Source organism: Shimia sp. R11_0 (assembly GCF_017744035.1).
Taxonomy (GTDB): domain Bacteria; phylum Pseudomonadota; class Alphaproteobacteria; order Rhodobacterales; family Rhodobacteraceae; genus Shimia; species Shimia marina.
Genome location: NZ_JAGHQY010000001.1, coordinates 120,506 through 140,092, shown reverse-complemented (window position 1 = coordinate 140,092; position 19,587 = coordinate 120,506). Strand labels below are relative to the sequence as shown.

At 60.6% G+C, this 19,587-nt stretch carries 18 protein-coding genes; 14 read left to right on the top strand and 4 right to left on the bottom strand.

Going from position 1 to position 19,587, the window contains the following annotated elements; translation table 11 throughout:
* Positions 1 to 27 precede the first annotated feature (27 nt).
* From J7382_RS00580 to J7382_RS00570, 3 genes are all read left to right on the top strand, one after another.
* Entirely contained in the window at positions 28 to 876 is an 849-nt protein-coding gene (locus J7382_RS00580) for a bifunctional helix-turn-helix domain-containing protein/methylated-DNA--[protein]-cysteine S-methyltransferase (RefSeq protein ID WP_058238880.1), read from the top strand.
* A gap of 119 nt (positions 877 to 995) precedes the next feature.
* A complete protein-coding gene (locus J7382_RS00575) occupies positions 996 to 1,646 on the top strand; it encodes an OmpA family protein (RefSeq protein ID WP_209066415.1) in 651 nt (216 codons plus the stop codon).
* Between the two features lie 96 nt (positions 1,647 to 1,742).
* Positions 1,743 to 2,288 (top strand): NAD(P)H-dependent oxidoreductase, encoded by a 546-nt coding sequence (locus tag J7382_RS00570; RefSeq protein ID WP_209066414.1) that lies wholly within the window; start codon positions 1,743 to 1,745, stop codon positions 2,286 to 2,288.
* Positions 2,289 to 2,291: 3 nt separating this feature from the next.
* Here the strand turns inward: J7382_RS00570 and J7382_RS00565 are convergent, their stop codons facing one another.
* A complete protein-coding gene (locus J7382_RS00565) occupies positions 2,292 to 3,326 on the bottom strand; it encodes an FAD-dependent oxidoreductase (RefSeq protein WP_209066413.1) in 1,035 nt (344 codons plus the stop codon).
* A gap of 70 nt (positions 3,327 to 3,396) precedes the next feature.
* Here J7382_RS00565 and mnmD point away from each other — a divergent pair, with 70 nt between their 5' ends.
* Together mnmD and J7382_RS00555 are read left to right on the top strand one after the other, a co-directional pair.
* Positions 3,397 to 4,086 (top strand): tRNA (5-methylaminomethyl-2-thiouridine)(34)-methyltransferase MnmD, encoded by a 690-nt coding sequence (gene mnmD / locus J7382_RS00560; protein WP_209066412.1) that lies wholly within the window; start codon positions 3,397 to 3,399, stop codon positions 4,084 to 4,086.
* Positions 4,083 to 4,964, top strand: a complete 882-nt coding sequence (locus J7382_RS00555) for a DMT family transporter (protein ID WP_209066411.1) — start codon at positions 4,083 to 4,085, stop codon at positions 4,962 to 4,964. Before mnmD ends, J7382_RS00555 begins: the two co-directional genes overlap by 4 nt.
* Positions 4,965 to 5,003: 39 nt before the next feature.
* Here J7382_RS00555 and J7382_RS00550 read toward each other — a convergent pair whose 3' ends face one another.
* Positions 5,004 to 6,953 (bottom strand): lytic transglycosylase domain-containing protein, encoded by a 1,950-nt coding sequence (locus J7382_RS00550; protein WP_209066409.1) that lies wholly within the window; start codon positions 6,951 to 6,953, stop codon positions 5,004 to 5,006.
* 165 nt (positions 6,954 to 7,118) lie between these two features.
* On the opposite strand from J7382_RS00550, the gene dapA reads away from it, so the two are divergent.
* Positions 7,119 to 7,991: a 4-hydroxy-tetrahydrodipicolinate synthase gene (gene dapA, locus J7382_RS00545; RefSeq protein WP_209066408.1), complete on the top strand. Its 873-nt coding sequence runs from the start codon at positions 7,119 to 7,121 to the stop codon at positions 7,989 to 7,991.
* Between the two features lie 199 nt (positions 7,992 to 8,190).
* Here dapA and ubiB read toward each other — a convergent pair whose 3' ends face one another.
* Complete coding sequence (gene ubiB, locus J7382_RS00540) at positions 8,191 to 9,720, bottom strand: 2-polyprenylphenol 6-hydroxylase (protein ID WP_209066407.1); 1,530 nt, start codon at positions 9,718 to 9,720, stop codon at positions 8,191 to 8,193.
* Positions 9,717 to 10,466, bottom strand: a complete 750-nt coding sequence (gene ubiE, locus J7382_RS00535) for a bifunctional demethylmenaquinone methyltransferase/2-methoxy-6-polyprenyl-1,4-benzoquinol methylase UbiE (protein ID WP_058238888.1) — start codon at positions 10,464 to 10,466, stop codon at positions 9,717 to 9,719. Before ubiE ends, ubiB begins: the two co-directional genes overlap by 4 nt.
* Before the next feature lie 225 nt (positions 10,467 to 10,691).
* On the opposite strand from ubiE, the gene mutM reads away from it, so the two are divergent.
* From mutM to J7382_RS00495, 8 genes are all read left to right on the top strand, one after another.
* Entirely contained in the window at positions 10,692 to 11,543 is an 852-nt protein-coding gene (mutM, locus tag J7382_RS00530; protein ID WP_209066406.1) for a bifunctional DNA-formamidopyrimidine glycosylase/DNA-(apurinic or apyrimidinic site) lyase, read from the top strand.
* A gap of 63 nt (positions 11,544 to 11,606) precedes the next feature.
* Positions 11,607 to 12,383, top strand: coding sequence for an enoyl-CoA hydratase (locus J7382_RS00525; RefSeq protein WP_209066405.1), 777 nt, complete (start codon positions 11,607 to 11,609; stop codon positions 12,381 to 12,383).
* 142 nt (positions 12,384 to 12,525) lie between these two features.
* Positions 12,526 to 13,653 carry a cytochrome c peroxidase gene (locus J7382_RS00520; RefSeq protein WP_209066401.1) on the top strand — a complete coding sequence of 376 codons (1,128 nt, stop codon included), beginning with the start codon at positions 12,526 to 12,528 and terminating at the stop codon, positions 13,651 to 13,653.
* A 152-nt stretch (positions 13,654 to 13,805) separates the two neighbouring features.
* A complete protein-coding gene (locus J7382_RS00515) occupies positions 13,806 to 15,068 on the top strand; it encodes an imelysin family protein (RefSeq protein WP_209066400.1) in 1,263 nt (420 codons plus the stop codon).
* A gap of 55 nt (positions 15,069 to 15,123) precedes the next feature.
* A complete protein-coding gene (locus J7382_RS00510) occupies positions 15,124 to 16,656 on the top strand; it encodes a di-heme oxidoredictase family protein (RefSeq protein ID WP_209066399.1) in 1,533 nt (510 codons plus the stop codon).
* 3 nt (positions 16,657 to 16,659) lie between these two features.
* On the top strand, positions 16,660 to 17,688 hold the full coding sequence (locus tag J7382_RS00505) for an imelysin family protein (protein ID WP_209066398.1): 1,029 nt from the start codon (positions 16,660 to 16,662) through the stop codon (positions 17,686 to 17,688).
* A 1-nt stretch (position 17,689) separates the two neighbouring features.
* The gene (locus J7382_RS00500) at positions 17,690 to 18,760 is read left to right on the top strand and encodes a DUF1513 domain-containing protein (protein ID WP_209066397.1); all 1,071 of its coding nucleotides are present in this window, start codon (positions 17,690 to 17,692) and stop codon (positions 18,758 to 18,760) included.
* A 126-nt stretch (positions 18,761 to 18,886) separates the two neighbouring features.
* On the top strand, positions 18,887 to 19,525 hold the full coding sequence (locus J7382_RS00495; protein WP_158500668.1) for a helix-turn-helix domain-containing protein: 639 nt from the start codon (positions 18,887 to 18,889) through the stop codon (positions 19,523 to 19,525).
* The last annotated feature ends 62 nt before the right edge of the window (positions 19,526 to 19,587 follow it).

Sequence of the window (19,587 nt, the reverse complement as noted above, 5' to 3'; positions counted from 1 at the left end):
ACTGTGCCCGCAACACAGGAGCCCCAAATGACCGATATGACTGAAGGCTACCATTATCACGTGATGCGGCGCGCGATTGCTTTGATTGACGAGGCAGAGGGTGCGACCCTCTCTCTTCAGGATCTGGCCAGCGCCATGGAGATGAGCCCGGCGCATTTTCAGCGGCTCTTCACTCGGTGGGCTGGGGTGTCGCCCAAACGCTTTCAGCAATATCTGACGCTGGGCCATGCCAAGGCGCTTTTGCAGGAGCGGTTCACCACGCTAGATACGGCCAATGCGGTGGGCCTGTCGGGTTCCGGGCGGCTGCATGATCTGTTCCTGCGCTGGGAGGCCATGAGCCCGGGAGACTATGCCAAACGTGGCGCTGGGCTCACCATCTATTGGGGCTGGTTTGACAGCCCCTTTGGCCTGTCGCTTGTGACTGGCACGGAGAAAGGCATCTGCGGCATTGCCTTCGCGGCGGAAACAGGAGAGGCCGCTGCCTTTGAAGACCTCATGTCGCGCTGGCCGCAGGCGAATTTTGTCGAAGATCCCATGTTTCTGCGCCCTTGGGTGTTGGCCGCCTATCAGGCGCAGCAGGTGGATCACAGCAAGGTGCCGGTCTATATGATCGGTTCGGCCCTGCAGATCAAAGTCTGGGAGGCCTTGATGCGGATCCCCTCGGGAGAGGTCACCACCTATTCGGAGATTGCCCGTGTCATTGGCAACCCGCGCGCGGTGCGGGCGGTGGGCACAGCGGTGGGGCGCAACCCTGTGAGCTGGCTGATTCCCTGTCACCGGGCCATGCGCAAATCCGGGGGGCTGGGGGGCTATCACTGGGGCGTGCCGGTCAAACGCGCGATGTTGGCTTATGAATCGGCCCGCGCAGAGGCCTGAGCCCTCGTTTCGGCGTCAAATTGCCGATATGTGAGGGGCTGTGACTTGGGCGCATGCCGTGCTTGGCGTATAAATCAGACAAAAGCCGGACCACCGGCATAGAGATTTGAGGCGAGACCATGAAAAAAATCACTCTGTCCATCTGCGCGCTGTCGACCCTTGCGCTGACCGCCTGTACCGATCCGGCCTATGTGGCGGGATCCTCTGAAGAGCGTGATGCCTATCGCCAGACCAAAGGCGGTGCGGTTCTTGGCGGCATCATCGGCGCGGGGCTGGCTGTGGCCACTGACAACAATGCGCTGGCGGGAGCAGCCATCGGGGCAGGTGCTGGCGCGCTGATTGGCAATCAGCTCGATAAGCAGGAAGCGGAGCTGCGCGCGCAGCTTGATGAGGATGTACGCATTGAAAACACCGGTGACCGCCTGATCCTGACCATGCCACAGGACATTTTGTTTGATGTGGACAGTTTTGCCGTCAACGCCAGCCTGAAAGATGACCTGGCCAAAGTGGCGCGTAGCCTTGACGCCTATCCTGACACCACTGTGCAGGTGCTGGGCCATACCGACAACACCGGGGCCGCCAGCTACAACCAGACGCTGTCAGAGCGCCGCGCCAATGCGGTGGCGGATGTGCTTTTGGACAATGGCGTCGCCTTTGGCCGCATTCAGGCCATCGGTCGGGGTGAGGATCAGCCAATTGCTTCCAACCTCGACGAAGAGGGCCGCCGTCAGAACCGTCGGGTGGAAATCGTCATCCTGCCCAATGCGTAATATCTGCGTAGATGCACAGACCTTGTGGAAAGGCGTCGCTTGTGTGCGGCGCCTTTTGCTTTAGCTTGAGGGTATGGCGAACAAGGAGATGTGATCATGCCCCATAAACTGCTTGGTATTTCCGGCGCATTGCGCGCGGGCTCCACCAACAAGATGCTGCTGCGTGAAGCGGCGCGGCTCTATGGGGCTGCGGACTATGTGGAGGCGGATCTGAATCTGCCCCTCTATGACGGGGATCTGGAAAGCGAGAGCGGCCTGCCCGAAGCTGTGAACACCCTTGTGGCACAGATTGCGGAGGCGGATGCGCTGCTGATCTCCACGCCGGAATATAACGCGGGTGTCACCGGCGCGTTGAAAAACGCCTTGGATTGGATCAGCCGCCACTCTGAGAAGCCGATGGTGGGCAAACCCACCGCGCTGATGAGCGCGGCGGCGGGCCGCGCAGGTGGCGTGCGGGCGCAGATGATGCTGCGTGATTGCCTCGTAGCCTTCCGCCCCCGCATTGCGCTTGGCTCTGAATTTGGTCTGGCCAACAGCAGCAACGAGTTTGATGCGGAGGGTCGCCTGACCAGCGCGCATTACACCGCCTCCCTGACCGCCTTGATGGAGGCGCTCAAAGAAGACGTCGGGCAGAACCAGTAAGGATCAGAGCGAGGCTTCAGGGCGGAAGGCGTCGGGTACGGCGTCTTTGCCCTCAAGCACCAGATCCGCCATCACTTCCCCCGCTTTTGGTGCCATGCCAAAGCCGATTTTAAAGCCGCCATTGGCAATGAACTCTCCGCTGCGCGTGGGGTGCGTGCCCAGTATCGGCGCGCGGCTTTTGGCACGCGGGCGCACCCCGGCCCAGCGCTCAATCACCTCTGCCTCTTTTAGCGCAGGCACAGCCGCATAGGCGCGCGCCAGCACATCATCAAGCTGCGCATCGGTGCTGGTCGGATCCTCAAAGTCGCGCTCGCTGGTGGAGCCAATCGCCACAGTGCCATCCGCATGCGGCACGATATGCACCGCATCGGCAAAGAGCTGCGGCGCCTGCGATTGGTCCAGCCGCAACAGCGCCGCCTGACCTTTGACTCCATTGCCAACAGCTTTGCCCATCTCGTCTGACAGCACCAGCAAGCCTTCATACCCCGTGGCCCAGACCACTTTGCCCTGAGGCATGCCGTCTTTGGTGATCTCTGCACCCTTGGCGATGAGGGCGGCGGCCAGCGCGGCACAGGCGCGGCGCGGGAACATACGGCCCGTCAATGTGTCGTGGATCAGCCAGCCGGTGGGGCTGACCGGGGCCCAGTCGCCAAGACTGTCCTGTGGCACAATCTCCCAGAGGGCTTTGCCTTGCCAAAGTTCCTTGGCGCTTTCCGCACGGGCCGTGGCAAGGGTGAGCGCGTGTTCGTCGCGGATCGGCTGAATGCGCCCGGTGCGGCCATAGCCAGCACTCACGCCACCTGCCGCTTCCACCTCGGCCCACCAACCCTCCGCCATGATCAGGCTGTCAAACTGAAAGGCCTTTTTGACGTTCCAGTTCTCCGGCGTGTGCGGCGCCAATGCGCCCACCAGACCGCCGCTTGCGCCAGCACCCACGCCATTGGGATCCATCACCCGCACCCTGGCTCCGCGTTTCGCGCAGGCCCAGGCCACCGAGAGCCCAAAGGCCCCCGCGCCCATCACGGTCACATCCACCATCGTGATCTCCCATTGCCAATGGAACAGTTTATGGTCAAATGCCGCCTGAACCTCCAAAAGGCAATGCACCATGCGCAAAGAGCAGGCGGACCTTGAGTGGCGTGATGAGGCCATTCCCGTATCCACACGGTTTGATGATCCCTATTTCAGCCTCGACAATGGGCTGGCGGAAACCCGGCATGTGTTTCTTGCTGGCAATGATCTGCCCGCGCGCTTTGCCCCGGGGTTTCACATTGCCGAGCTGGGTTTTGGCACCGGGCTAAACCTGTTGACGGTCTGGAAAGCCTGGGAGGAGGCGGGCATGGACAGCCCGCTGCGCTTCACCTCCTTTGAGGCGTTCCCCATGCGGGCGGATGAAATGGCGCGCGCGCTTGCGGCCTTTCCAGAGGTTGCGCCCTATGCCGCGCGGCTGGTGGCAGCCTATGCAGAGGACCCCCGCCTACGCAGTCTGGAGGGGATCTCTGCTGAGGTGGTGATCGGCGATGCGCGCGAGACCCTGCCGCAGCAGAGCTTTGCTGCGGATGCCTGGTTTCTTGACGGGTTTTCCCCAGCCAAAAACCCAGAGCTCTGGAATGCCGCGTTGATGGCACAGGTGGGGCGGCATACCCGCGCGGGCGGCACAGCCGCCACCTATACAGCGGCAGGCTTTGTGCGCCGGGGGCTGGAAGCCGCTGGATTTGACGTGACCCGCGTGCCGGGATTTGGCCGCAAGCGCCATATGACCCGCTGCACCATGCCGTCAGACATGCCGTCCCCATGACACAAAACGCTCCGTCGCAGGCGAACAACCGCCTTGGCATTTTGCTGATGACAGTGACCACTTTGGTCTTTGCCCTCCAAGACGGCGTTTCCCGTCATCTGGCAGGGGAATATAACACCTATCTGGTGGTGATGATCCGCTACTGGTTCTTTGCCCTGTTTGTGCTGGCGCTCTCGTCACGACAGAGCGGTGGATTGCGGCAGGTCATGCAGACCAACCACCTCTGGCTGCAACTGGGGCGCGGAGCGCTTCTGGCGCTGGAGATTTGTGTGACGGTTTATGCCTTCACATTGCTGGGGCTGACCGAAAGCCATGCAATCTTCATTTGCTATCCGCTGATCATCGCTGCGCTCTCCGGGCCTGTGCTGGGGGAAAAAGTTGGCTGGCGGCGCTGGCTGGCGATTGGCATTGGGGCGATGGGTGTGATGATCATTCTGCAACCCGGCTCTGGGGTGTTCAGCCCGGTCGCGGTGGTGCCCCTGATTGGGGCGCTGATGTTTGCGCTTTATGGCCTGATGACCCGCTATGTCGCCCGTGGTGACACGGCCCAGACCAGCTTCTTTTACACCGGCATCGTGGGCTGCGTGATGATGACGGCGATTGGGGTGTTTTTCTGGGAACCCATTGCAGGGGGTGATTGGCTCTGGATGGCGCTTTTGTGTTGCTCCGGTGTCTTTGGGCACGGGCTCCTTATTCGCACCTATGATGTCGCCGAAGCCAGCGCGGTGCAGCCCTTTGCCTATCTGCAACTGCCCTTTGCGGCGGCGCTCGGCATGGTGGCCTTTGGGGAAACCTTGCGCAGCAACGTGGCGATTGGCGCTGCGATCGTGCTTGGCGCGGGGCTCTTCACATGGTGGCGGGAGCGGCAGGCGCGTTGAGCTCTGTGGGCATCCGCGCGCCGTGCTTTATCTGGGGCCTTATCGGGGGCGGATTGTGCGCCCGGTGATTTCACGGCTGAACGGCACGGGATGGGGATCCTGTCCAAGGCGTGCGCGATAGACTGGCAGGCTCTCAGAGACCCGCATCACATAGTTGCGGGTTTCATTGAACGGGATCATTTCAATCCAGTCGATCATCGCCTCCACCGCGCCGCCGCGCGGATCACCATTATTGGCCATCCAGCGCGTTGGGCGACGGGGCCCGGCGTTATAAGCGGCTGCAATCATGATGATATTGCCGTCAAACTGCTCTGCCAGATCGGCGAGAAAGGCACTGCCAAGGCGCGCGTTATATTTTGGATCTCTGGTCAGGTTGCCCAGCACATAGACTTCGCCGATGTCCTTGGAGACATCCCGCGCCGTGCCCGGCATCAGCTGCATCAAGCCGCGCGCACCGGCGTGGCTCACCACCACCGGATCAAATTCACTTTCGCGACGCGCAATGGCCAGCGACAGCTCATCCGGCACAGGCAGCTTTTGCTCCACCAGCGGATGCAGCGGATAATAAGGCCCCGGCAGGGTCACCCCCATGCGCACCATCTGTTTGCCCAGCATCACCGCCACATGCGGCTGTCCCAGATCCAGTGCCATCTGCCCCATCTGCCCCAGCGCCATACGATCCTGCGATTCGCTCAGATGCACCCAGAAACGTTCGGCCAGATCCAGCTCCCCTGCGGTCAGCAGGCTGCGGGCGGCCTGATGTACGCTGCTCTCTGTCCAGGCGGCCTTGCGCCAGTCCGGGAAGATCTCTGTGCCACTCAGCGCGCGGTCATAGGCAATACCCGCTTTTTCTGCGGCCAGCAGTCCATAAAAACTGGTCTGATGGGCGCCGCCCGCCACATAGGCCTGCTGGGCGGTCTCAGCATCGCCCATGGCCTCATAGGCGCGGCCCATCCAATAGCCTGCGCGGCCCAGAGAAATCGGGGTTTCCACACTGCGGGCAAAATTCAGAAAATGCGCTGCAGCCTCTTCCGGTCGGTTGAGAAACCGCAGGGCCACATAGCCCGCAAGCCATTCACAATCGGCATAGGCATAGCCCGCCTCCGGCGTGAGCCGGTGGGTTGAGGCCAGCGCATAGGCGGTTTTGTAGTTGCCCGCCCGCATCTGGCTGCGCATCAGTGACCGTCGGCGCGGGGCCCATTCTTCCGCCACACCCAATGTGTTTGCCCGGCTGCGGGCCAGAACAAGCTCAATCGCGCTGTCGTCACGGTCCTTGCGGTGGCGCCAGACAAACCGCTCATGGGCCAGCCCGGCATCCTCCTGCAGATCCGCAGGCACTGCCGCAATCAGCCCATCCACACCGTTGACCATGGCGCGCAGCCCCAGCCGCGCCTTGGCCAGCGCCACCCAGCCTTCAGAGACATGGGGGTACATGGCCTCAGAATTGCTTTCCCAGGCTTTCCACAACATCGCATCCAGTCGCGCGGTGTGGTGGGGCGCAAGCAGATCGCCATAGCGGCGCAGATAAAGCGCATGGGTCTGATCCGACATCGGCAGCGTGCGCCATGCCAGCACCACAGAGGCCTGCGCCGCGCCGGTTTCGCCCGCTTTTTCCAGAACCTTTGCCTGCGCCAGCGTGCCTTCAGCGGTCTGGGCATTGCCATGCACAAAAAACGACAGCGCCGTTTCATGGGAGACGTCTTCAAAGGCAGGTTCGGATTGCTTGCGCAGATAGGGCAGGCCGGGCCAGTCCGCACGCCGGTTGAGAAAGGCCACCACGTCTTCTGCAGAGCCTTCTCCAGCGCGCAGCCGGTGCCATTCTATGATGTCCTTGGTGACGGGATCGCTCTGGCGCACGGCGCGGGTGGCACCGCTCCAATCCTTGGCACGCACCGAAGACATGGCGCTGCGCAGGGCGTCGCGATCCTGCGCGCTTGCCGGCAGGGCCATGCACAAGGCCACAAACAGTGTCAGAAAAAGACGCAACATGGCTTGCAATTTCCTATGCCAGACAGGATAGAAACCGCAAGATACGCCGCGCACCCTGTGTTCTCAACTCACAATCTTGGCAAGTTGGCAACTTCCCGCTAGGGTCCGCGCGGTTTTGATAGATCGGGCAATTCCGCCCAGCTGCGCATAAAAAAGGAGCGTGCCATGTTCAAAGGGTCTTACCCCGCACTCGTCACGCCGTTTACGAACGGCGAGCTGGATTTGGAAACGCTCAAGAAACTGGTGGAATGGCACATTGGCGAAGGTACCAATGGCTTTGTGCCGGTGGGCACCACCGGTGAAAGCCCCACCCTGAGCCATGCCGAGCATGAAGCGGTGGTGGAAGAAGTGGTGCGTGCCTCTGCGGGCCGTGTGCCGGTGATTGCCGGGGCGGGCTCTAATAACACGCTCGAAGCGATCGGGCTGGCCCAGCATGCGGAAAAAGTGGGGGCGGACGCGATTCTGGTTGTGACGCCTTACTACAACAAACCTACTCAACGTGGGCTGATTGCGCATTTCACCGCCATCCATGATTGCTGCTCATTGCCGATCATCATCTACAACATCCCGGGCCGCTCTGTGGTGGATATGACCCCTGAGACCATGGGCGAACTTGCCAAGCTGGAGCGCATCGTGGGTGTGAAAGACGCCACTGGCGATCTGGCCCGCGTGAGCCAGCAACGCGCCACCTGTGGAGCCGATTTCATCCAGCTCTCCGGCGAAGACGCCACTGCGCTGGGGTTCAATGCCCATGGCGGCGTCGGCTGCATCTCTGTCACCGCCAATGTGGCGCCTAAACTTTGCGCCGAATTCCAGGCCGCCATGCTGGCGGGCGACTACGCCAAAGCGCTGGAGTATCAGGACAAGTTGATGCCGCTGCATGAGGCGATTTTTGTAGAGCCGGGCCTTGTGGGGGCAAAATACGCCCTGTCGCGCCTGGGTTTGTGCAACGAAGAAGTCCGCCTGCCCCTAACCGGCCTGTCGGATGCGACCAAAACGCAGATCGAAGCTGCCATGGCCCATGCCGGGCTGATCTAAGGCCGCTCCTTCCTATGGTTTCAAAGGGGCTCCCGCCCCAAAGAGAAGCGCCCAGCGGGCGCTTCTTTTGTGTTGGGCGTGGCTCAGCTGCCGCTGAGCCTGTGGCGCGCCTTTTCTGGCCTTCCTCTTGATAAAAATATCCCGGGGTGAATTGCGCGACAGCGCAAGAGGGGCTGGCCCCTCTCAGCTGTGTGTGCACTTACAGCGTCATGCTGACCATCATCATTGCGCCGGTGGCCAGTCCACCAACCAGCACGCCCCCAATCAACCAGGCCCAGGGGCGCGGCATTTCGGCAGGGGGTGTCTCCGACTGCGCAATCAGGGCGGCTTCGACAATGCCGGGCAGCCGTGGCCCAAAGCGCGCCAGAACCTTGGCGGTTTTCACCAGATCACCCAGAACCGCCCGCGGGCCAATGCTGTCGCGGATGTAGCTGGTGACCACCGGTTTCGCCACATCCCAGATGTTCACACGAGAATCCAGCGAGCGCGCCACGCCTTCGACCACCACCATGGTGCGTTGCAGCAGGATCAGCTCGGTGCGGGTTTCCATGCCAAAGCGCTCGGTCACCTCAAACAGATAGTTGAGCAGCCGCCCCATGGAGATGTGATCGGCATCCATGCCAAAGATCGGCTCCCCCACCGCACGCAGCGCGCGGGCAAATTCATCCACATCCTGATCCGCTGGCACATAGCCCGCCTCAAAATGCACTTCCGCCACGCGTTTATAGTCGCGCTGAATGAAGCCAAACAGGATCTCGGCATAGACCCGGCGGGTGTATTCATCAATGTGGCCCATGATGCCAAAATCATAGGCGATGATATCGCCGCTGGCGGCGACCTTCATATTCCCCTGATGCATATCCGCATGGAAAAACCCGTCGCGCAGCGCATGATTGAGAAACAGTTCCAGCACCCGCGCGCCCAGTTTCTGACGATCATGACCTGCTGCATCCAGCGCGGTATTGTCGCCAATCGGCGTGCCCTCGGCCCAGCCCAGCGTCATCACGCGTTTGGCGGAGTAAGCCCAGTTGACCGTGGGCACCTGAAATCCGTCATCCTCTGCGGTATTGGCGGCAAACTCGCTGGCCGATGCGGCTTCAAGGCGCAGATCCAGCTCCCCGGTCACCACGCCGTCAAAATGCTCAATCACCTCAATCGGGCGCAGGCGACGCGAGGCCGGAGAGAGCGCAGCAATCATATTGGCGGCAAAGTAGAAGGCATCCACATCCTTGCGGAAGGCCCGCTCAATACCCGGCCGTAGCACTTTGACAGCGACCTCTTCGCCGGTGCTCGCCAGTCGGGCGCGGTGCACCTGTGCAATGGAGGCTGCGGCGACAGGTTCGGAAAACTCGGAGAAGACCGCATCCGCATCCAGCCCCAATTCGCGCGCGACTTCTGCTTTGGCTTCAGCCACAGAAAACGGTGGCAGCTTATCCTGCAACACCCGCAGTTGCGTGGCCAGATCCGCGCCCACCACATCAGGTCGGGTGGAGAGTACCTGGCCAAATTTGATGTAGGCCGGACCCAGAGCCGTCAGTGCGCGGGGCAGGGGCGGCACATCTGTGTCGCCTTTGATGGCCAGCCATTGAAACGGCCAGGCCAGCGTGCGCAGCACAATGCGCACGTGACGCGGCGCTTCAAAGGCGTCAAGCACCGCTTCCATGGCACCCGCACGTTCCAACGTGGCCCCGGTGCGGATCAGGCGAATGAGATTATGCGGCCCTCTCACAGCTTCCAGCCCGAATGCAGCGCGGCAATGCCCATGGTCAGATTGCGGTATTTCGCATTCTCAAATCCGGCGGCTTTCACCATATCAAGGAAGGTCTCCTGATCGGGGAATTTGCGGATCGATTCGACCAGATACTGATAGCTGTCACGGTCGTTTGCGATCACCTGCCCCATGCGCGGGATGATGTTGAAGGAATAGAGGTCATAGACCTTTTGCATCATGTCATTGGGGATCTGGGAAAACTCCAGCACCATCAGGCGTCCACCCGGTTTGAGCACGCGAAACGCCTCATTCAACGCTTCCTGTGGGCGGGTTACATTGCGAATGCCAAAGCTGATTGTGTAGACATCAAAAGTGTTGTCCTCAAACGGCAGCGCCATGGCGTCGCCCACAACCCAATCAAGGCTCTCGGCCATATCATCGGCCTCCGCCCGCTTGCGGCCTTCCACCAGCATCGGCTCGGTCAGATCGCAGACGGTCGCATGGCCAGATCCGGCGCGATTGAGGAACTTGAAGGACACATCGCCGGTGCCACCGGCCACATCCAACAGTTTTTGCCCCGGGCGCGGCGCGAGCCAATCCATCATCGCGTCTTTCCAGATGCGGTGAATGCCCATGGACATGACATCATTCATCACATCGTATTTGGAGGCTACCGAGCCAAAAACGCCCTGCACACGGCCCGCTTTTTCGCTTTCCGGTACGGTTTCAAATCCGAAATGGGTGGTGTTGTCGTTGTTCGCCATCACGCGCAATCCTCTTGGTTGCTCCTTACATATAGGGCGTGCCGAAAGGGTACAATGCGTCGAATTGGTGAGGGGATAAAAGGGTCGTGTCCGGCCTCGGGAGGAAGCAAAGCGCCCTCCTATGGGGGAGGTCTGGCGCGGCCCGCTGTGCGGGCCAAGAAGGTGACTTGCTTACCACTGCACAAATTGCGCATTGTCCTGAGCAGCCAAAGGACTCACATCATCATGCCCGAACTCCCCGAAGTCGAAACCGTCCGCCGTGGTCTGCAACCGGCCATGGAAGGCGCGGTGATTGCCAAGGCGGCGGTGAACCGCCCCGACCTGCGCTGGCCGTTTCCGGAGCGGATGGCCGCGCGGCTGACCGGGGCGAAGGTGCTACAGCTGCGACGGCGGTCCAAATACATTCTTGCTGATCTTGATCGGGGGGAGACCTTGCTAATCCATCTGGGCATGTCCGGACGCATGACCGTCTCCGGGGATCCGCTTGGGCAGTTTGTGCATGATCATCCGCAGGCCCAGAAACACGATCATGTGGTCTTTGACATGGACAATGGCGCGCGGGTGACCTTCAATGATCCGCGCCGCTTTGGTGCGATGGATCTGCTGACAACAGAGACCGCAGAGAGCCACCCTCTGCTGGCCAAGATCGGCCCTGAGCCTCTGGGCAATGATTTTCATGAAGCCTATCTGGTGGCGCAGCTTGCGGGGCGCAACACGCCGATCAAATCGGCGCTTCTGGATCAGCGGATTGTGGCGGGGCTGGGCAATATCTATGTTTGCGAAGCTCTGTTTCGCGCAGGGATAGCGCCAAAACGCAAGGCAGGGGCGATTTCCAACGCGCGGGTACAGTCCCTTGTGCCGATAATTCGTAAGGTGTTGCAGGAGGCCATTGAAGCAGGCGGCAGTTCGTTGCGTGACTTTCGTCAGGCCGATGGAGAACTGGGATATTTTCAACACACCTTTGACGTCTACGGACGGGAGGGAGAACCCTGTAAAACCCCCGAATGCACAAGCAAAATCAGCCGAATCACCCAATCGGGGCGCTCGTCTTTCTACTGTGGGCAATGTCAAAGATAGCTTGATCCCTTTTCATCAAATGGTAAGGAATCAGCCCTGACCGGAACAATGAAAGCATAGATCATGGCTTTTGAGACGATCATCGTCGACATCGAGGACCACGTGGCCCTCATCAAGCTCAACCGCCCCGACGCGCTGAACGCGCTCAGCCAACAGCTGATCGGAGAGCTCCAGGAAGCTCTGGAAAGTGCGGATGCCAATGATAAGGTGCGCTGCATCGTCATCACCGGCTCAGAAAAAGCCTTTGCCGCAGGGGCCGACATCAAAGAGATGTCCACGATGAGCTTCGCCGAAGTGAACCTGTCGAACCTGTTTGCCGATTTCGGGGACCGTATTCAGGACATCCGCAAGCCTGTGATCGCCGCCGTTTCCGGTTACGCGCTGGGCGGTGGGTGCGAACTGGCCATGGCCTGTGACTTCATCATCGCCTCTGAGACTGCCAAATTTGGTCAGCCAGAAATCAATCTCGGTGTGATTGCGGGCATTGGTGGCAGCCAGCGCCTGACCCGCGCTGTGGGCAAAGCCAAGTCGATGGACATGAACCTGACTGGCCGATTCATGGATGCCGCCGAAGCTGAGCGTTCCGGCCTTGTCAGCCGCGTTGTGCCTGCCAAAAAGCTGATGGAAGAAGCCATGAGCGCGGCACATAAGATTGCGGAGAAATCCCTGATCGCATCGCGCACAGCCAAAGAGGCAGTGAACCGCAGCTTTGAAACCACGCTGCGCGAAGGCCTGCTGTTTGAGCGCCGCGCCTTCCATTCGCTCTTTGCGACCGAAGATCAGAAAGAAGGCATGGCCGCCTTTGCCGAGAAGCGTGAGCCACAGTTCCGCGATCGCTGAACGACGCGCCTGTCTTTTATTCTGTCTGTTACAAAGCCCCCGCTCTGTCGGGGGCTTTTTGTTGGGTGCGGCATCTCGGAGCGTTGACCTTGATCACGAAGAGGCGCAAACCCAAGTAAACCAGTCAGAATAGAGTCGCCTGATGTATCGCCTAAGTGCCATTGCATGTGTTGTCTGTGTTGCGTCCTTTGCCGCCGCGCAGGAGGAAATAAAGACGCTGGAAGCGCTGGGGGAGCGGTTGTTTTTTGACGAAAATCTCTCCGCCAATCGTACGCAGTCCTGCGCCACCTGTCATGATCCGGAGTATGGTTTTGCCGATCCTCGTGGCATGGCCTCCATTGGCGATGATGGCGAGTCTCTGGGGGATCGCAATGCGCCGACCGCGTCTTATGCGGCGTTTATCCCCGCGTTTCATCGAGGTGATGATGGGGTCTGGCTTGGCGGACAGTTTTGGGATGGGCGCGCGCCCAAGCTCGAAGATCAGGCAGGTGGCCCGCCGCTTAACCCCATTGAAATGGGGATGACAGACGCCGCTGCGGTGGTTGCGCGCCTGAACGAAGATCCGGTCTATCAGCAGGCATTCTCAGATTTGTTTGAGGCAGAGGTTCTGGAGGATGTCTCTGCGGGCTACACCGCCATGACGGCGGCCTTGGCCGCGTTTGAGCGCACAGAGGTTTTTGCACCTTTTGACAGCAAGTATGACCGTTTCTTGCGGGGCGAGGCGACCCTCACCAGTGAAGAAGAGCTGGGCCGGGTGCTGTTTTTTTCCGAGCAGTTCACCAACTGCAACCTGTGTCATCAGGTCGGTACAAGCGCGATGGACCCGCGCGAGACCTTCACCAACCACGAATTTCACAACATCGGCATTCCTGAGAACACGGCCCTGCGCGCCATGAATGGCGTCGCGCCGGGCACGGTTGACGCGGGGCTGGCCGCGAACCCGGCGGTGCAGGACGATCCGATGCAGCTTGGCAAGTTCAGGACGCCAACTTTGCGCAATGTCGCTGTCACCGGCCCCTATATGCACAATGGTGTGTTTGAGGATCTGCGCACGGTTGTGTTGTTTTACAACCGTTTCAACACCCGTAGCGAAGCCCGCCAGATCAATCCGGAAACCGGGGAACGTTTTGGATCTCCGGCTGTGCCGCAGACCTTGGCGGTGAAAGAGCTGACCCATGGTCCGGCGCTGGATGATCGCCGCGTGGATGCGATTGTCGCCTTCCTGAAAACCCTGACGGATGCGCGCTACGAACATCTATTGGAAGAGTGACTTTGTCACACAAACTACCCCAAGGGAAACGACCCTCTCCAACGGGAGGGAGACATCACGTCGCAGCTCAAAGCATAGTAAAACAATAAGGATTGACGATCCTGATAAAATTGGTCAGTGATGCAGTAGATCTGACCTTGAAGGACAATTCAATGACACGTGCATTTCTGACAACAACCGCTGCCGCTCTGGCGCTGGCAGCCCCGGCATTTGCCGCTGAAAAAGCCGATGTTCTGACCAACTATGCCAACATCGCCGCTGCAAAATATGAAGACAGCCTGACCACTGCAAAGACCCTGCAGGCGGCTGTAAATGCGCTGGTTGAAGCGCCATCTGCTGAGGCGCTGCAAAACGCCAAAGACGCATGGCTGGCTTCCCGCGTGCCTTACCAGCAGACCGAAGTTTACCGCTTTGGCAACGCCATCGTGGACGATTGGGAAGGCAAAGTGAACGCATGGCCGCTGGACGAAGGTCTGATCGACTATGTGGAAGCGGCCTATGGTGGCCCAACCGACGAAAACCCGCTGGCCGCTCTGAACGTGGTTGCCAACGCCTCTTTTGACATCTCCGGCACCACCGTGGACGCCGCAGAAATCACTCCTGAGCTGCTCGAAGGCACCCTGCATGAAGCAGATGGCATCGAAAGCAACGTGGCCACCGGCTACCACGCAATCGAGTTCCTGCTCTGGGGTCAGGACACCAACGGTCACGCGCATGGCGCAGGCGACCGTGCCTGGACTGATTTCGCATCCGGCGACGACTGCACCGGTGGCAACTGTGACCGCCGCGCACAATATCTGAAGGCAGCAACCGACCTGCTGGTGTCCGACCTTGAGTGGATGGCTGCGCAGTGGGCCGAAGGCGGCGAAGCCCGCACCACCGTGACCGGCGATGAAGACGCAGGCATCGTGGCCATCCTGACCGGCATGGGCTCCCTGTCTTACGGTGAGCAAGCGGGTGAGCGTATGCGCCTTGGCCTGCTGCTGAACGATCCAGAAGAAGAGCATGACTGCTTCTCTGACAACACCCACAACAGCCACTACTACGATGGTCTGGGCATCCAGAACGTCTACCTTGGCGAATATGTGCGTGTAGACGGCTCCCTCGTGTCTGGCGCATCCCTGTCTGATCTCGTGGCCGCCGCAGACGCGGATCTGGACGCAGAGCTGAAAGGCAAACTCTCCGCCACCATGATGGGTCTGGGCCGCATCAAGACAGCCGCTGAATCCGGCTTCTCCTACGACCAGATGCTGGAGCGCGGCAACGCCGCAGGCGAAGCGCTGGTGATGGGCGGCGTCAACGGTCTGGTTGATCAAACCAAGTCCATCGAAGCCGCTGTGGCTGCGCTGGGTCTGGACCAACTGGCGTTCGAAGGCTCCGACAGCCTCGACAATCCGGACGCTGTGTTCGAATAATAGAACCCAACACGGGGGCGGGATTGTCCCGCCCCTTCTTCTTTCTGTAGCGACGATGCCAGCCATTTCATTCCCCTCAGCCACAGGCCTCGCAACCGGACTTCTGATTGCTCTTTCTGCGTCATCGGCGCAGGCGTTGGATGACCGTCACCTGAATTTCACCCCCCGCACGGACGCAGAAACCGCCCGGATCAAGGCCGTTACCGCCTTTCCAACGGATTTCTCCGCACCACAGAAGTTTGAAGCACGCCCGGGGGGGGCGGCCACGGCACCGGTGCGTCGGGACAATCTGGTGTTTGACCAGCCCTCCGCGAATCTCCCGTCGGAGGCAGGGCTGGATTTTCGCCTTGGGGAGGCGATGTTTGACAAACTCTGGGTCTCTTCCCCCTCTTCCACATTGGCCTCGGATGGTTTGGGGCCTTTGTTCAACGCCCGCGCCTGTCAAAGCTGCCATATGCGGGGCGGGCGCGGCCATGCGCCTGAAACGCCCGAAGATGACGCGATTTCTTTTGCGTTAAAGCTCTCCATTCCCGGCACAGAGGGCGATCAGATCCATGAGATCGCCGAGTTCCTCGCCACCCGGCCGGAACCAAACTATGGCACGCAGTTTCAAGATTTCAGCCTGCCGGGCCATCCCGCCGAAGCGCGGATTGAAGTGACCTATGAGACGGTAGAGGTGGCCCTGGCCGGAGGCGAAAACGTCACCCTGCGCCGCCCCACCGTCACGCCCAGGGATCTGGCCTATGGGCCCTTGCATGCCGATGTGATGTTCTCCGCCCGCGTTGCGCCGCAGATGATCGGTCTGGGTCTGCTGGAGGCGATTCCCGCTGCTGACATTCTGGCCAATGCCGATCCGGACGATCTGGATGGGGACGGTATTTCCGGGCGCGCCAATATTGTCTGGTCACGCGAGTTTCAGCGCCCGATGCTGGGCCGCTTTGGTCTGAAAGCGGGCTCCCCGACCCTGCGTCAGCAAACCGCTGGTGCTTTTTCTACAGATATCGGTATCTCCACCTCTCTGTTTCCGGCAGGCCACGGCAATTGCACCCCGTTGCAAGAGGCCTGTGTGGCGGGCCCTCATGGCGACAAAGACGTGCGCGTCTTTGAGGTGGATGACGCTGGTTTGGATATCACCACCTTTTACACCGCCAATCTGGCAGTGCCGGCGCGCCGTGATGTGGATGATCCACAGGTGTTGCGGGGCAAGCAGCTGTTCTTTGACACCGGATGCGCCAGCTGCCACCAGCCCAGCTATGTGACCCATCGTCTGCCTGATCAGCCTGCGCAGAGCTTTCAATTGATCTGGCCCTATACGGATATGTTGTTGCACGACATGGGCGAGGGGCTGGCGGATCATCGCCCCGAAGCCCGCGCCACGGGACGTGAATGGCGCACGCCGCCGCTTTGGGGGGTGGGGCTGACCGAACGCGTGTCGGGCCACAACACCTTTCTGCATGATGGCCGCGCCGAATCCCTGCTTGAGGCGGTGCTCTGGCATGGGGGAGAAGCAGAGCCTATGAAAGAGCAGGTTGTGCAGATGTCCCCCGAAGACCGCGCCGCCCTGATCCGTTTCCTGGAGAGTCTCTGACCCATGCGTTTCCTTTTGATGACTGCCGCCCTCGTGACTGCCCCGCTGCTGGCCCCGCCAGTTTTGGCACAGGACGCGGCCACGCTTGTAGAAGGCGCGCTGGCGCAACATGTGCTGCCCGGCTTTCAGACATTTGCCGCGCGCACCGAAGCTCTGACCGCTGCGGCCCAGTCTGACTGTCAGCCACAGTCTGCCGAATTGCGCGCCGCATTTCATGAGGGATTTGATGCTTGGATGGCGGTCAGCCATCTGCGCTTTGGCCCCTCCGAGGTTGATGAACGTGCCTTTGCGTTGGCCTTCTGGCCAGACACCAAAGGGTTCACGCCCAAATCCCTGACCAAGCTTATCACCACAGAGGATCCCGTCATTGCGGAGCCTGAGGCTTTTGGCGAAGTGTCAATTGCCGCGCGCGGCTTCTTTGCCATGGAGTATCTGCTCTATGATGACTCCATCGCCACGCTGGGGGATGCGCAATACCACTGCGCTCTGGTGCAGGCGGTGGCCGCTGACATCGACCGTCAGGCGCAGGCCATTCTTGCTGATTGGCAGGGCGGCTATGCCACCACCATGCAAAGCCCATCTGATGCGGCGGAATATGCCACCGATCTTGCGGCTGTGGCACAGCTCTTTAAAGCCTTGGACACAGGGCTCCAGTTCAATGAAGAGGCCCGTCTGGGCCGCCCGCTGGGCAGCTTTGAAAAGCCCCGCCCACGCCGTGCAGAGGCCCGTCGCTCTGGGCGCAGCCTGCGCAATATCACCGTATCCCTGACTGCTCTCGAAGAACTATCCCAGGCGCTTGCCGCGCAAACACCGGGTGTTGCTGAGCGGCTGGAGGCCGCTTTTGCCGTGGCCTTTGAACAGACAGAGGTATTGGCGGAAGATCCCGTCTTTGCAGGCGTTGCGGAGATGCAGGGGCGTTTCAAGGTGGAAATCCTGCAACAGTATATTGGCAACATCCGAGACATCGTCACACAGGAGCTGGGCCCGGCGCTGGATGTGACCGCAGGTTTCAACGCGCTGGACGGGGATTAAGATGACCACAAGGCGCCGCCTGCTCGCCGGTCTGGCCGCCAGCAGCCTGATGCCGTCGCTGGGCTGGAGCAGCGTGGGCACGCCTGATTTTCTTTCTGCCGCCCGGCGCGCGGATGGCCAGTTTGTGCTCGCAGGGCTGACGCGAAAGGGGGATGTCACCTTCACGATTGCACTGCCTGCGCGCGGTCATGCGGCGGCAGCCCACCCCGACCGTGCCGAAGCGGTGGCCTTTGCCCGCCGTCCGGGCACATTTGCGGTGGTTCTGGACTGTCGCGATGGCACGGTTCTGGCGCGTCTCACCGCCCCGGCCGAGCGCCACTTCTATGGCCATGGCGCCTTCTCTGCGGATGGTAAGCGACTCTATACCTCTGAAAATGACTATGAGGCGGGGCTGGGCATCATTGGTGTCTGGGACGTCGAGGCGGGCTATCGCCGTATCGGCGAGTTTGCCTCCGGCGGTGTTGGCCCGCATGATATCAAGCTGATGCCAGATGGGCGCAGTCTGGTTGTGGCCAATGGCGGTATTGAAACCCATCCTGATATGGGGCGCACCAAACTCAACCTGCCGGTCATGCAGCCCTCGCTCAGCTATCTGTCATTGGACGGCGATCTGCTCGAAGATGTCACCCTGCCTTGGGCGCAGCACAAGAACTCCATCCGCCATCTGGCGCTGCATGCGGATGGCACCGTGGCTTTTGCCATGCAATGGCAGGGCGCGCTCAAAGACAGCCCCCCGCTTTTGGGCCTGCATCAGCGCGGCACCCCGCCCCGCCTGCTGAGCGTGTCTCAAGACAGCGACCGCAGGCTGAATGGCTATGCTGGCAGCGTCTCGCTCTCCGGGGATGGGGCACAGGTGGCGATCACTTCCCCACGCGGAGGCATCTTACATGTGTTTGATGTCACCTCTGGCGCGGCGGTTGCAGTGCATGAGGCCACAGATGTCTGTGGTATTGGCGGCGTGGGACAGGGGTTTGTCTATACCACCGGGGGCGGCCTCGTTGGCACGCTAAATGGCGCGCTGCAGCGGCATGATCTGCAATGGGACAATCACCTGATTGCGGTGTCCGCCTGACGTCTGCTGCGCCCTCAGCAAATTGAATATCTCCTCATGACCTATGGTGACCATGTCACCGTCGTTGCACCAATGCGCATGTCATAACCTCCCCATGCTCACAGGAACCGGGCGATGGAGGCGCATATGACAGACCAAGCGCGTTCAAGAGAGGGGATGTCCCTGCGGCGTGCCGTGCTGGATGCTGGCGGAATTGAAAAATGCGGCGCGGATGGGGACGTCGCTTTCCGCTGGCAGGGACATCCTCGCGCCTTTGTTCTGGTGACACAGGGCAAACTCACGGTGCATTTCCGCACCAAAGGGCGCGGTGTGCCCTGGGCAGAATGCCGCGCTGCGGTGATGCAGGATTGCATGCCCGTGACGGCCGCGCTCCTGTCGGAGCGGGAGATCACTGTGCGGGCAAGATGCACCGGGGTCACCTCCTGGCTGGAACTCTCCCCGCACAGTCTTGTGCTATTGGTGCATGGAGATATGGCGTTTCGCCGGGCGCTTTTTGCGACACATGCCAAACGTCTGCCCACCTTTTTTGCCCGCGCCTCTGCCAAAAGCGCTGTCAGCCTCGACAGCCGCCTTGCCGATTGGCTGCTGATTCACGCAGACGCCGGAGAAGTGATTGCAACTCACGGGCAAATTGCCGAAGATCTGCTCACCGCGCGGGAGGTTGTCTCACGCAGATTACGGTCCTTCGCCACAAAAGGCTGGATCACCCAGAAACGGGGACGCATTGTTGTGGACACGCCCACGGCGCTCACCGAGGTTAAATAAACCGCTCCAGAGGCAGGGCGCGGCATGGCAGACATGAATATTGATCAAGAGATACCGCCGCT

Excerpts from the sequence above, each read along its gene's own strand:
- J7382_RS00515 (WP_209066400.1), top strand. The coding sequence starts at position 13,806 with ATGACACGTGCATTTCTGACAACAACCGCTGCCGCTCTGGCGCTGGCA.
- J7382_RS00500 (WP_209066397.1), top strand. The coding sequence starts at position 17,690 with ATGACCACAAGGCGCCGCCTGCTCGCCGGTCTGGCCGCCAGCAGCCTG.
- J7382_RS00510 (WP_209066399.1), top strand. The coding sequence starts at position 15,124 with ATGCCAGCCATTTCATTCCCCTCAGCCACAGGCCTCGCAACCGGACTT.
- J7382_RS00580 (WP_058238880.1), top strand. The coding sequence starts at position 28 with ATGACCGATATGACTGAAGGCTACCATTATCACGTGATGCGGCGCGCG.
- J7382_RS00555 (WP_209066411.1), top strand. The coding sequence starts at position 4,083 with ATGACACAAAACGCTCCGTCGCAGGCGAACAACCGCCTTGGCATTTTG.
- J7382_RS00495 (WP_158500668.1), top strand. The coding sequence starts at position 18,887 with ATGACAGACCAAGCGCGTTCAAGAGAGGGGATGTCCCTGCGGCGTGCC.
- ubiE (WP_058238888.1), bottom strand. The coding sequence starts at position 10,466 with ATGGCGAACAACGACAACACCACCCATTTCGGATTTGAAACCGTACCG.
- J7382_RS00565 (WP_209066413.1), bottom strand. The coding sequence starts at position 3,326 with ATGGTGGATGTGACCGTGATGGGCGCGGGGGCCTTTGGGCTCTCGGTG.
- mutM (WP_209066406.1), top strand. The coding sequence starts at position 10,692 with ATGCCCGAACTCCCCGAAGTCGAAACCGTCCGCCGTGGTCTGCAACCG.
- dapA (WP_209066408.1), top strand. The coding sequence starts at position 7,119 with ATGTTCAAAGGGTCTTACCCCGCACTCGTCACGCCGTTTACGAACGGC.
- J7382_RS00525 (WP_209066405.1), top strand. The coding sequence starts at position 11,607 with ATGGCTTTTGAGACGATCATCGTCGACATCGAGGACCACGTGGCCCTC.
- J7382_RS00575 (WP_209066415.1), top strand. The coding sequence starts at position 996 with ATGAAAAAAATCACTCTGTCCATCTGCGCGCTGTCGACCCTTGCGCTG.
- mnmD (WP_209066412.1), top strand. The coding sequence starts at position 3,397 with ATGCGCAAAGAGCAGGCGGACCTTGAGTGGCGTGATGAGGCCATTCCC.
- J7382_RS00505 (WP_209066398.1), top strand. The coding sequence starts at position 16,660 with ATGCGTTTCCTTTTGATGACTGCCGCCCTCGTGACTGCCCCGCTGCTG.
- J7382_RS00570 (WP_209066414.1), top strand. The coding sequence starts at position 1,743 with ATGCCCCATAAACTGCTTGGTATTTCCGGCGCATTGCGCGCGGGCTCC.
- J7382_RS00520 (WP_209066401.1), top strand. The coding sequence starts at position 12,526 with ATGTATCGCCTAAGTGCCATTGCATGTGTTGTCTGTGTTGCGTCCTTT.
- J7382_RS00550 (WP_209066409.1), bottom strand. The coding sequence starts at position 6,953 with ATGTTGCGTCTTTTTCTGACACTGTTTGTGGCCTTGTGCATGGCCCTG.